Annotated in this window: 10 protein-coding genes; 6 read left to right on the forward strand and 4 right to left on the reverse strand. The window is 73.2% G+C overall.

Features of this window, described 5'->3' with window-relative positions; translation table 11 throughout:
• Positions 1–53: 53 nt before the first annotated feature.
• Positions 54–848, reverse strand: a complete 795-nt coding sequence (locus J8M50_RS41735) for an IclR family transcriptional regulator (protein ID WP_029183707.1) — start codon at positions 846–848, stop codon at positions 54–56.
• A gap of 179 nt (positions 849–1,027) precedes the next feature.
• Here J8M50_RS41735 and J8M50_RS41740 point away from each other — a divergent pair, with 179 nt between their 5' ends.
• From J8M50_RS41740 to J8M50_RS49895, 4 genes are read left to right on the forward strand one after another with little or no spacing between them, the layout of a single operon-like run.
• The gene (locus tag J8M50_RS41740) at positions 1,028–2,002 is read left to right on the forward strand and encodes a cyclase family protein (RefSeq protein WP_010352661.1); all 975 of its coding nucleotides are present in this window, start codon (positions 1,028–1,030) and stop codon (positions 2,000–2,002) included.
• On the forward strand, positions 2,002–3,075 hold the full coding sequence (locus tag J8M50_RS41745) for an NAD(P)-dependent oxidoreductase (RefSeq protein WP_010352662.1): 1,074 nt from the start codon (positions 2,002–2,004) through the stop codon (positions 3,073–3,075). The genes J8M50_RS41740 and J8M50_RS41745 overlap by 1 nt, the downstream gene beginning before the upstream one ends.
• Entirely contained in the window at positions 3,072–4,010 is a 939-nt protein-coding gene (locus J8M50_RS49890; RefSeq protein WP_010352663.1) for an NAD(P)-dependent oxidoreductase, read from the forward strand. Before J8M50_RS41745 ends, J8M50_RS49890 begins: the two co-directional genes overlap by 4 nt.
• Positions 4,011–4,013: 3 nt before the next feature.
• Positions 4,014–4,898 (forward strand): NAD(P)-dependent oxidoreductase, encoded by an 885-nt coding sequence (locus J8M50_RS49895; protein ID WP_223786416.1) that lies wholly within the window; start codon positions 4,014–4,016, stop codon positions 4,896–4,898.
• A 7-nt stretch (positions 4,899–4,905) separates the two neighbouring features.
• Here J8M50_RS49895 and J8M50_RS41760 read toward each other — a convergent pair whose 3' ends face one another.
• Complete coding sequence (locus tag J8M50_RS41760) at positions 4,906–5,100, reverse strand: ferredoxin (protein ID WP_010352667.1); 195 nt, start codon at positions 5,098–5,100, stop codon at positions 4,906–4,908.
• Positions 5,101–5,112: 12 nt separating this feature from the next.
• Complete coding sequence (locus J8M50_RS41765) at positions 5,113–6,300, reverse strand: cytochrome P450 (protein WP_010352668.1); 1,188 nt, start codon at positions 6,298–6,300, stop codon at positions 5,113–5,115.
• Positions 6,301–6,582: 282 nt separating this feature from the next.
• Between J8M50_RS41765 and J8M50_RS49900 the strand changes: the two genes are divergently transcribed.
• Positions 6,583–8,736 carry a helix-turn-helix transcriptional regulator gene (locus tag J8M50_RS49900; protein ID WP_010352669.1) on the forward strand — a complete coding sequence of 718 codons (2,154 nt, stop codon included), beginning with the start codon at positions 6,583–6,585 and terminating at the stop codon, positions 8,734–8,736.
• A 5-nt stretch (positions 8,737–8,741) separates the two neighbouring features.
• Complete coding sequence (locus J8M50_RS41775; protein ID WP_010352670.1) at positions 8,742–11,024, forward strand: ATP-binding protein; 2,283 nt, start codon at positions 8,742–8,744, stop codon at positions 11,022–11,024.
• 11 nt (positions 11,025–11,035) lie between these two features.
• Here the strand turns inward: J8M50_RS41775 and J8M50_RS41780 are convergent, their stop codons facing one another.
• Complete coding sequence (locus J8M50_RS41780) at positions 11,036–11,800, reverse strand: thioesterase II family protein (RefSeq protein WP_010352671.1); 765 nt, start codon at positions 11,798–11,800, stop codon at positions 11,036–11,038.
• Between the last annotated feature and the right edge of the window lie 3 nt (positions 11,801–11,803).

Raw genomic sequence — 11,803 nt, forward strand, 5'->3', positions numbered from 1 at the left:
AATGCTCGTGCCGGCTTTTATTCCCCCGAGCGGTTCCCGGCCCGCCCGCCGGCTCATCCGCCGCCGAGGCGTGCTCCCGGCGGGAGCATGGGGTTCTCCATTCCCGCCGCGATCGTCCGCAGATCCGTCAGCAGCGCCGCGCGCAGCTCGTCGTCGAGTCGCGCCTTGAGCACGGTGACACTGATGGCGAACATCGCCGAGTCGGTACGGAACCCGCTGACCGCAACGGCCAGGCAGACGACGCCGGGTGTGGCCTCCTCGTCGTCGATCGCGTAGCCCCGCTCCCGCGTTCTCGCCAGGTCCGCCAGCAGCGCGGGCGCGGAGGTGAGGGACCGCTCGCTCAGGGCCGGCAGGGTACGGCCGCGCAGCCGGTCCTCGGCCGCCGCCGGGTTCAGGGTGGACAGGATGGCCTTCCCGGTGGCCGTGCAGTTGGCCGGGAAGCGGTCGCCGATGTTGGCGGTGAGCCGCAGCGGCTGCGTGCCGTCGTACCGGGCCAGGTAGAGCACGTCCAGGCCGTCCAGCACGGCGACGCGGGCCGTCTCCCGGGAGACGTGCGAGGTGCGCCGGCACAACTCGTAGAAGTCGCGCACCTGATCCACCGTGGACAGGTAGCGGCCACCGAGTTCGACCAGCTTGCGGCCCAGGCCGAAACCCGCTCCGTCGCGCGTGATCATGCCCGCGGCCTCCAGGGAGGCGCAGAGGTTGCCCGTCGAGGACTTCGGCAGCCCCAGGATCCGGGCGATCTCGCTGACCGACAGGCGGCGGCCCTCCGCCTCACCGAGCGTGTCCAGGATCGCCACGGCCCGAGTCACCGCCGGAACAAGGCTTTCCGGATCGCTTGCGTTCACCCGCAACTCCGTCCATCATTCTGTTCGACGTACAGCATGTTGTGATTGTCTCTCGTATCTCACCGAACGACAATGGCGTCGGCGCACGCTTCGGCGGTGAGTCCTGGTGAAGCCCCGGCCGCAGCGCGCCGTCCGGGCCGGCCGATGAGATCCTCCGAGCCTTGGAGCGCTGAGCAGCGATGACCAGCAGCCCGTTCGATTCCCTGCCTCCTCTGGCCTCTTCCGTCTCCCCCGACAACGGACCGCACCTCTCGCGCGAGGAGTTCGACGCCCTCTTCGAGACGGTCCGCACCTGGGGCCACTGGACCCCCGCCGACCGCGGCGCGTGGAACAGGGTCACCCCCGCGCACGTCCAACGCGCCACCGCCCTCGTCCGCAGCGGAACCACCGTCCCGATGGCCCTGCCCTGGAACACGAAGGCGGGACCCGACAACGGCAAACCCGCCCTGCACTATATGTCCGACCTCGGCGACGTCGAGAGCCCCGAGCCGTCCTGCCACAAGGACTTCATCGCCGTCGACTACCACGGCAAGGGCGTCAGCCACCTCGACGCGCTCTCCCACATCGCCTATCGCGGGCAGCTCTACGACGGCCGGACGGCCCGCGAGGTCGTCGACGCCGCCGGCGCCCACTTCGGCGCCGTATCGGCCCTGGGCCCCCTGGTCACCCGAGGCGTCCTCATCGACCTGCCCGCCGCCCTCGGCGTCGACTGGCTCGAACCCGGAACCGCCGTGCACGCCGAGGACCTGCTCGCCGCGGAACAGGCGCTCGGCGTGACCATCGGCGAGGGCGACGCGGTCCTCCTGCGCTCGGGACACTTCCGGCGCCGCGCCGAACTCGGGGCGTGGAACCCCGACAACGCGAGCGCCGGCCTCCACGTCGACGCCGTACCCCTGCTGGCCGAGCTCGGGATCGCGCTGCTCGGCGGGGACGGCGACAGCGATGTACGGCCGTCCCCCGTCGAGGGGCTGCACTCTCCCGTCCACGCCCTCGCCATCACCGCCATGGGCGTACCCCTGCTGGACAACCTCGATCTGGAGGCGCTGTCCACCGCCTGCGCGGCGGAGGGCCGTTACGAGTTCCTGCTCGTCGTGGCACCACTGAACATCCCCGGCGGCACGGGCTCGCCCGTCAACCCGGTCGCGGTGCTGTGATGGCCGGCAGCCGGTTCACCGTCGGCGTCAGCCACGACTTCCTCGGCCGCGACGGCCGCAACGTGTGGGGAGACATCCGGCTGAGCGAGCTGGACGCCGCCGGGGTCGCCTGGCGCTACCTGCCCAGCGACACGGACGAACTCCTCGCGGCGGACATCGACGGCCTGGACGCCGTCCTGTTCGCGGCACCCGCCGTCACCACCCGCACCTTCACCGGCGCCGGCCGGCCCCCGGTGCTCCTCGCCCGCTTCGGCGTCGGCTACGACGCGGTCGACCTCGACGCCTGCACCCGGCACGGCGTCCTGGTGAGCATCACCCCGGACGGAGCGCGGCGCCCCGTCGCCACGGCCGCGCTCACCCTGCTGCTGGCCGTGCTGCACAACGCCACCGTCAAGGACCGGCTGGTACGGGAGGGACGCTGGGCCGAGCGGGAACGGTGGATGGGGCGCGGGCTCACCGGCCGCCGTATCGGACTGTTCGGCCTCGGCAACACCGCCCGCGACCTGGTCGGACTGCTGCGGCCGTTCGAGGCCGACGTCATCGCCTGCGACCCCTACTGCCCGCCGGAGACCGCAGCGGAACTCGGGGTACGTCTCACCGACGCGGACACGGTGATGGCCGAGTCGGACGCCGTGATCGTGATGTGCGCCCTGACCGAGGAGACCTTCCATCTGGTCGACGCGCGCAGGCTCTCCCTGATGAAACGTTCGGCGGTCCTCCTCAACGTCGCCCGCGGCCCGATAGTCGACGAGACCGCCCTGATCAAGGCGCTGCGCGACGGGCGCATCCGAGGGGCCGGACTGGACGTGTTCGAGACCGAGCCCCCCGACCCCGGCAACCCGCTGCTGCGCATGGACAACGTCGTCCTCAGCCCGCACAGCCTCGCGTGGACGGACGAGATGTCCGCCGGCAACGGCGGCAGCGCGGTCCGGGCCATCCTCGACGTGGCGACCGGCAGACTGCCCCGCTTCGTCGTCAACCGGGACGTGCTCGACCACCCGGGCCTGTCCGGGCGGCTGGGCGAACTGGCGGCCCGCGATGGGCTGTTCACCGACGCGGAGCTCCCCACGTGACCTCGCCGTCCACAGAGGCCACAGAGGCCACAGGGTCCGCACGGTCCGCGACGGTCGGCTTCGTCGGGCTCGGAGCGATGGGGCTGCCGATGGCCGCGAGCCTGGCCGGGGCCGGCTTCGACGTCCTGGCCTGGAACCGCGGCCGGCCGGCGCTCGACTCGGCCGTCGAGGTCGGCTGCCGTGCCGCTGAGCACCCCGGGCAGGTGGCGGCCACGGCCCCCGTCGTCCTCACCATGCTCCCCGACCTGCCGCAGGTACGGGACGTCCTCGACGGACTGCTGGCCGAACCGGCGCCGGCCCTGCACACCCTCGTCGTGCTGGGCACCGTCTCCCCGGCCGGGGTCCGCGACCTGGCCGGCGAACTGCGACCGCGTGGCATCACGGTCGTCGACGCCCCGGTCAGCGGCGGTGTCACCGGCGCCCGTGACGCCTCCCTGTCCATCATGGCGGGCGGCCCGGTGGACGCCGTCGAACGCGTCCGCCCGTATCTCGCCGCGATGGGGTCGACCGTACGCCGTATGGGAGACACCGGAGCCGGATCGCTCGCCAAGGCGTGCAACCAACTCGTCGTCGCGGGAACCCTGGTGGCCCTCGCCGAGGCCGTCGTGCTCGGTGAGCGCGGCGGACTGGAACCGGCGGCCCTGCTGGAGGTCCTGGCGGGCGGGCTCGCCGCCTCCGAGGTGCTGGCCCAGAAACGACGCCGCCTCGCCGACGGCGACTTCAGCCCGTCAGGACCAGCGCGCTATCTCGACAAGGACCTCGGCTTCGTCCGGCAGAGCGCCGCCGACGTCCGCGTCACGCTGCCGCTGTCCGACACCGTCGCCCGGCTGTACGCGGCGGTCACCGCCCAGGGCCTCGGCGACCTGGACAACAGCGTCGTCCTGCACCTCCTGCGCGAGGGCCGCGGCCTTGCGCACCCCACGGCAGAGGACTGAACAGTGCAGACAGAAGAGGAGGTGGGGGTGGCCGGACTCGGCGTCATGGGCTCGGCGATCGCCCGCCGGCTCCTGCGGCGCGAACACGCGGTGCGGGTGTACGACATCCGGCCCGACGCCGTCGCGGACCTCGCCCGTGACGGGGCGCTCGCCGCAGAGACGGCGGCTCGACTGGCCGGGGCCCGCGCGGTGATCCTGTCCCTCAACACCGCCGAGATCGTCGAACACGTGGTGTTCGGCCCGGACGGCGTCCTCAGCGCCGCGCCGGACGGTGTGCTCGTCATCGACATGTCCAGCATCGACCCCGGCAGCACCCGCGCATTCGCCGAGCGCGCGGGGCGGCTGGGCGCGGGCTGGGTCGACGCGCCGCTCTCCGGCGGGGCTCCGGGGGCCGAGCGCGGCGACCTGACCCTGATGCTCGGAGGCGACGAGAAGGACGTGGAGCGGGCCCGGCCCGTCCTCGCCGCGCTGGCGGCCCGGCTGACCCATCTCGGGCCCGCCGGATCAGGACAGCTGGTGAAGTCCGTCAACCAGGTGCTGGTCGGCTGCGGATTCGCCGCGCTCGCCGAGGCGGCGGCCCTGGTACGGGCGGCGGGTCTGCCACCCCGGCAGGTGCTCGGCGCGCTCAGCGGAGGCAGGGCCGACTCGGCGCTGCTCCAGGAGTTCTTCGTCAAGTTCGCCGAGGCCGACCTCTCCCCGACCGGACGCGTCAGCAACATGGTCAAGGACCTGGAGGCCGCCCGCGACCACGCACGCGCGGCCGGCGTACCGCTCCCGGTCACCACCTGCGTGGCCGAACTCCACCGCTGGCTCACCACGGCCGGCCACGGCGACGCCGACAACGCGGCGCTGATGCACTACTACGCTCCGCAGGAGGTACGGCCGTGAGGGCTGCTCAGCCCTCGGAGATGCTGATGGCCCTGACCGGGCAGGTGCGGACCGCCTCCCGCAGCAGCGGGTCCCCGCCGCCGTCCTCGCGGCCCGGCAGCACCTCGCTCAAACCGTCCTCGTCCTGAGTGAAGACGCCGGGCGCGGTCAGGGCGCACTGGGCCGAGCCGATACAGACGTCCCTGTCGATCTCGATACGCATGGCGGCCAACTCCTACCAGGTGACGGGAAGTTCGAGCATTCCCTGGATCGTGTCGCCCGGCTTGAAGGGAATCTCCTCAGCGGGCGCGGCCAGCCGCAGACCGGGCAGCCGTTCGAAGAGTGTCCGCAGCGCGATCTCCATCTCGGCCCGCGCCAGGTTCTGCCCGAGACACTGGTGGACGCCGAAGCCGAACCCCAGGTGCTGCCGGGCCGGGCGGTGCCAGTCCAGCTCGTCGGGGTTCTCGAAGGCGTCGGCGTCGCGGTTGATGAGGGACGGCGTGAAGATGAGCCCCTCGCCGGCCCTGATCGTCGTACCGGCGATCTCGATGTCCTCGACGGCCAGCCGCAGGAGCCCGTCCGCGATGGCCAGGAACCGCATCAGTTCGTCCACCGCGGCGGGCCACAGGGACGGGTCGGCGCGCAGTTCGGCCAGTTTCTCCGGGTGCTGGAGCAGGGTGAAGGTACCGAGCGAGAGCATGTTCGCCGTCGTCTCGTGCCCGGCCACCAGCAGGATGAACGCCAGGGCGACCAGGTCGGCCCGCTCCATCTCCCCTTCGACCATCTGCGTCCGGATCAGGTCGTCGAGCAGTCCGCCACCGGGCGTCACCTGTTTGCGGTCGATCAACGCGCCGAGGTAGGCGTCGAGTCGGGAGCCCGCGTCGGCGGCGTCCTCGGGCAGGCCGCGCGACATCCTGCGGCACTGCGTCTCGAAGAACTCGTGGTCCTCGTACGGGACGCCGAGCAGCGAGCAGATCACCATCGACGGCACGGGCAGCGCGAAGGCGTTCACCAGCTCGGCCGACGGGCCCCGCGCCACCATCGCGTCGAGCAGTTCGTCGACGGTTCGCTGGATCTGCGGCCGGAGTTCGGCCGTCCGCTTGAGTGTGAAGCTCGGGATCAGCGCCCGCCGTTGGACGGCGTGCTCGGGATCGTCAATGCCGCACACCGTCGGACGGCGGTCCCGGACGCCCGTGGCGAAACGCGGGTCGGGGATCGGGAAGCCGTCGCGCCATGCCTCGACGGACACGCGCTGGTCGACCATCAGTTCGCGGGCCACGGTGTGGCCGGTGACCACCCACACCTCGCGGCCGTCGTACAGGGTGATCCGTGACAGCGGCCGTGACAGCTCCTCGTAGGCGGCGGGCGGGCGATAAGGACAGGTACGGTCCTGAGGAAAAGGCAGAGCGGCGGACTGCGTCATCGGTGACCTCGCAGGCGAAGGGCTGGAGTCGGCCTGCGAGCAGTAAACAGGCGGCGCCGGCCGGCCCGTTCGCGTCACGGTGCCAAAACCGGCCCCCATCTCTGGTCGCCCGGACCAATCCCGCCGGGCCCTTGGACCGTGTCACCAGATTCGGGCGCGACGTTGGGACCACGGAGCGAGAACCCGCACACACGGGGATTGTCTACTCACCGCATGCTGAGCTCGCGACCCGCCCCACCAGCGGCACGGCCGACCGCAGGGTTCCCGGACGACGGTCCGCCGGTGAGACCGGGTGCGTTCGTCGGCCGCCGCAGCGAACTGCGCATGCTCCGGCAGGCGGCCGGCAGACACCGGCTCGTCACCCTGACCGGGCCGGGCGGATGCGGCAAGACCCGGTTGCTGGCGGAGGCTCTGCGCGGCTCGCTCGCACGCGCCGACCAGAACGTGTGGTGGGTGGACCTCGCACCGGCGGCCGACGGCCCGGCCGTCACCGAGCTGATCGCCGCAGCGGTCGCCTCGAAGCCGGCTGCCGACAGGCTGGTCTCCGCCATCGGCGACCAGCACGCCGTACTCGTCCTGGACACCTGCGAGCGCGCCCTCGACCCCTGCGCCCGGCTCGTCGCCGAGCTGATCGACCGCTGCCCGGGGCTACGGATCCTGGCCACCGGCCGGGAGGCACTGGCCCTGCCCGGCGAGGCGGTCGTCCCGGTCCCGCCCCTCTCCGTCCCCCCGCCAGGGCACCGCCTCAGCCTCTGGGAGCTGGGGCGGACCGACGCCGTCCGGCTGTTCGTCGACAGGGCCCGCGCCGCCGCACCCGACTTCGAGCTGACCGAGGCCAACGCCGCCGCCGTCGGCACGCTGTGCGCTCACCTCGACGGCCTTCCCCTCGCCATCGAACTCGCCGCGAGCCGCGTGGCGCGACAGCCGCTGGACGAGATCCTCCCCGCGTTGTACCGCGACAACCGGCAAGCGAGCCTGCGCACCGTCGCCGACGGGAGCTACCAGTTGCTCGGCGCACGCCACCGGGCCGTACTGCGCAGGCTGTCGGTACTGCCGAGGGACGTCGCCCTCGACGCCGCCGAGGCGGTGTGCGCCTTCGGCGACGTATCGGCGGCCGAACTGCCCGGTCTGCTGGCGGATCTCGCGGCGAAATCGCTGCTCACCCGCTGCCCGCCCGCCGCCGGAGGCGGAATCCGGCAGCTCGGGACCGTCCGGCGGTACGCCGCCGACCGCCTCGCCGAGGCCGGCGAGCAGGCCGCCGCCCGGCAAGCCCTGATCGCCTGGCTGGACGACCGCGCGACGGAGTTCGTCCGGACCGGGTACGTACCGGAGCAGACGGCATGCTGGATCGCCGCGCGGAGCGAGTACCTGGCCCTGGCGGTCCGTTGGACCGGCGGACGTCACCTCGCCCTGGCCACGATGTACGGCTGGCACCTGGCGCGGACCGGTGACCTCCGGGCCGCCGAACGCGTCCTGGAGCAGGCGTCTCTCCGCTCACCGCATCGCGATGTGCTCCTCACTCATCTCGCCGGGGTGCGGTTCGCCTCGGGCGCGCGGGCGGCCGGTATCCAGGGCCTGGAGCAGGCGGTCTCGGCGCTCGAACAGGCGGGGAACGACGCCGGCCTTGCCGCAGCGCTGCTGGCCCTCGGTGCCGCCCGCGCGCGCGAAGGCGAGACGGCATCGGCGGTACGGCACTACGAGGACGCGTCGGCGTTGCTGACCGCGCGCGGCGAGCACGCGGGCGTCGCCGCCTGCCGGCTCTACCTCGCCTGGCTCGCGGCGCGGTGCGGGGACCCCGACCGCGCGGAGCTGGCCACCGAACAAGCGCTGCCGGTGCTGCGCCTGTACGGCGAGTCGCGCCTCGCGTCGTTCGGATGGTGCACCGTCGGCACCGCCGCGCTGGCCCGGGGCGATCTCGTGACCGCCGAGTCGGCGTTCTCGCAGGCCGTCGAGTGCGCCGAGGACGATGAGCCGGCGCCCGCGCTGGACGGACTGGCGGCAGTGGCCGCGAGCACGGGCCGGCACCGGCGGGCCATCGTCCTCAGAGCGGCGGCGGAAAGACTCACGCGCACGCCGTCCACCTCGCCGTGGCACAGCCTGTTCACTGGCAAGCCCCTCGTCACCGGCCCCCTGCTCGAAGCGGGGACGTACCGCGCCGCCGAGCGACTGGCCCGCAGGATGACCCGTCAGCAGCTCCTCGACTACGTGCACAGCGGCACCGCACGTCCCGCCACCGCCGAGCCACCGCTGAGCCGGCGGGAGAACCAGGTCGCCGAGTCCGTCGCGGCCGGGCTGACCAATCGCGGGGTCGCGGCGAGGCTCCAGATCTCGGAGCAGACCGTCGGCTCCCACATCACCAGCATCTACTCCAAGCTGGACCTGAGTTCTCGCTGCGAGCTGGCGACGTGGCTCGCGGCCAGAGCCTCCGGAGAGTGACCGCGATGACGCCGACCTGGTCGCGGTGCTCGTCCTGCGGCGGCCCCCTGCCCACCGGACGGCCGGGACCGGCCGCGACGTACTGCTCCAACGCGTGCAGGCAACGCGCCCATCGCCGGCGCCAGCACGACCGGACAGCGCTCGGTGTCGTCGGCGGCACCGGCAGCGTCCGAGCCCTCCAGCCGACGGCCGACAGCTTCGTCGGCCGCGAGACCGACATCGCGCACGCGGTACAACTGCTCCGGCGCCACCGGCACCTCACGTTCGTGGGACCGCCGGGCGTGGGCAAGTCCCGGCTGGCCCGCGAACTCGCCCACCGGACCAGGCAGTCCTACCCGGGCGGTGTGTGGCGCCTGGACCTGGGCTCCGTCACGGAACCGGCCGAGGCCCGCGCCGACCTCGCCGGGGCGCTGTGCCTCGGGCGGCTTCCCGCGCTGGTCCTGCTGGACAACTGCGACGAGGCCCTCGACCTGGCCGCCGGGCTGGCCGAGTACGTGTCCGGTCGGCGGCCCCACGCGACGACCCTGCTCACGAGCCGGGAACCGGTGCGCCTCGCCGACGAGATGCCGGTGCCGGTGAGCCCGCTGCCGGCCGCCGGACGGGCCGACCGGGACACGCCCGTCTCCGCCGCCGTCCGCCTGTTCGTCGAGCGGGCCGATCCCTCCTTCGCCCTGGACCCGGGCAACGAGGACGACGTGGTCCGCCTGTGCGCACGCCTCGACGGCCTGCCGCTGGCCATCGAGTGCGCCGCGCGGAGAACCGGGTTCTTCACGCCGGGCGAGATCCTCGAACGGCTCGGCGACGGACTCGACCTGCTGAGCGGGCCCGGCCGGTGCCGGGGCCCGCGCGAGGCTCTCCGGCGGAGCTACCTCCTGCTCGGCCGGAGCGAACAGGCGGTGTTGCGGCGGCTGTCCGTGCTGGGCACCGAGTTCGACCTCCCCGACGCGACGCTGGTCTGCGCGGGCGAGGACGTCCCCGCCACCGCCGTCGGCGACCTGGTCGCCCGCCTCGCGGCGAAATCCCTCGTCACCGTCGCCGACGGGCGATACCGCCAGCTGAACGTGGTGCGCGGGTTCGGCCGCGACGCCCTCGCCGCCGAGGGCGAGGACGCCGACGTACGCGACCGGTGGGTCGCCGCGCTCGTCCGCGCCATGGAACGGGACGGCAGCGTCGCGGCGGACCGCGAGACCCTGCTGGACGCCTACGGCTGGGGGAGCGACCGCCGCCCCGAGTGGACGGGGCCCCTCGCCGTCGCGCTCGGCCGCTGCCTGCTGTGGCACGGCCAGGTCCGGCCGTCCGACTACGACCTCGTACGGTCCGCGCGCACCGTGGTCCCGCCGGACTCCCCGTGGTCGGGCCCCCTGCTGCTGGAGTGTGCCGCGCTGGCCGGCTGGGTCGGTGACAGTGCCGGCGCCCTGGCGTTCGCGCTGGACGGCATCGAAGCCGCGCGCGCACCGGCGCTGCGGGCCCGGGCGCTGCTCGAACTCGGTGCCGCGTACTCCTCGGCAGGTGAACTCGCCCGCGCCGGGCGCTATTTGGAGGAAAGCCTCGCCATGAACCGCGCGGCCGGGCAGGAAGGACAGGTCGGCGCGTGCCTGTACCGGCTGGCGGCCAACGCCCTGTCCCTCGGGGACGCCCACCGCAGCGGCGCCCTGGCCGCGAAAGCCGTCGCGTCACTGAAGGTGTCGGGCCCCCGCCCGATGCTGCTGCTCGGCCTGCACCTGGCCGGCCATGCGGCCGTCGTCCGGGGCGACGTCGAACACGCGCGTGCGCGTTTCGTCGAAGGACTCCACGCGGCCGAGGGACTTCCCTGGGCCGCCGGTCTCATGCTGGAAGGCCTGGCCGTCAAAGCCGTACGGGACGGGTACGCGGCGCCGGGGCTCTACATCGGCGGCGCGGCGCTCCGTTTTCGCACCGTGGTCCCGCGCCCCGGGCAGGGGTGGGACCGGTTGGTGAGGACCACCCTGGAGCGTGCGCGCGGCGAGGTCGACGTACGGGAGAACCAGCGGATCGGCGCGGCAGCGGCCCGGGCGACGGTCCAGGACCTGGTGGCCTACGTCCGGCCGTGCGGGGAGTCCGGTGACGACCCGACGGCACGTCCCCTTCTCGCCGAAGGGGAACGCGACCTGCTCACGCTGGTCGGGCACGGGCTGACCAACGTGCAGATCGCGCGGCGGCTGCGGATCTCACCGCGCGCGGTCGCCTACCGGCTGACCGGCGTACGCCGCAAACTCGGCCTGCGCTCGCGGACCGACCTCGCCGTATGGGCGGGCCGCGATCCCGGCTGAGGACGGCTGTACTAGACGCGGTACGGGGACGCGGGGACGAGGGCCTCGGTGATCGCCTGGATGACCTGCGCGCTATGGGCGTTGAGGTAGAAGTGGCCGCCGGTGTACGTCCGCAGGGTGAACGGCCCGTTCGTCTGCTCGCGCCAGTCGGCCGCCTCGTCGGGGGTCACCCGGGGGTCGGTGTCGCCGAGGTGGGCGTGGATCGGTGTGTCGAGCAGCGGACCCGGTATGAAGCGGTAGGTCTCGACGGCGGTGTAGTCCGACCGCAGCGTCGGCAGGAACAGCCGCACCAACTCGTCGTCGCCGAAGACCCGTTCATCCGTGCCGCTGAGCTTCCTGACCTCCGCGAGGAGCCCGGCGTCGTCGCGCAGGTGCACGGTTTCCGGGCGGATACGGGTGGGGGCGACCCGGCCGGAGACGAACAGGGCGAGGGGCACCGTACCGGCCCGTTCGAGCCGCCGGGCCACCTCGAAGGCGACGCTGGCGCCCATGCTGTGGCCGAAGAGGACGGTGGGCCGGTCGAGCCACCGAGGCAGCAGTACCGACGCGATCGTCCCGGCGAGGTCCACGAGGGACGTGACACCGGCTTCGTGCCGCCGGTCCTGCCGGCCGGGGTACTGGATCGCCAGCACCTCGGCCCCCGGAGCCAGCGCCTTGGCGACCGGGAGGAAGTAGCTGGCCGAACCGCCGGCATGCGGAAAGCACACGACCCGGTACGGCGCGTCCTCAGCGGCGGCGAACCGGCGGATCCACCGGCCGTCGTCGTTCGTCTCCATCGT

It is taken from the genome of Streptomyces acidiscabies, from assembly GCF_020010905.1.
GTDB lineage: Bacteria > Actinomycetota > Actinomycetes > Streptomycetales > Streptomycetaceae > Streptomyces > Streptomyces acidiscabies.

Bases quoted from the DNA above. Each gene is read 5' to 3' on its own strand.
- J8M50_RS41745 (WP_010352662.1), top strand. From the start codon at position 2,002: ATGGCCGGCAGCCGGTTCACCGTCGGCGTCAGCCACGACTTCCTCGGC.
- J8M50_RS41780 (WP_010352671.1), bottom strand. From the start codon at position 11,800: ATGGAGACGAACGACGACGGCCGGTGGATCCGCCGGTTCGCCGCCGCT.
- J8M50_RS41765 (WP_010352668.1), bottom strand. From the start codon at position 6,300: ATGACGCAGTCCGCCGCTCTGCCTTTTCCTCAGGACCGTACCTGTCCT.
- J8M50_RS41760 (WP_010352667.1), bottom strand. From the start codon at position 5,100: ATGCGTATCGAGATCGACAGGGACGTCTGTATCGGCTCGGCCCAGTGC.
- J8M50_RS41775 (WP_010352670.1), top strand. From the start codon at position 8,742: ATGACGCCGACCTGGTCGCGGTGCTCGTCCTGCGGCGGCCCCCTGCCC.
- J8M50_RS41740 (WP_010352661.1), top strand. From the start codon at position 1,028: ATGACCAGCAGCCCGTTCGATTCCCTGCCTCCTCTGGCCTCTTCCGTC.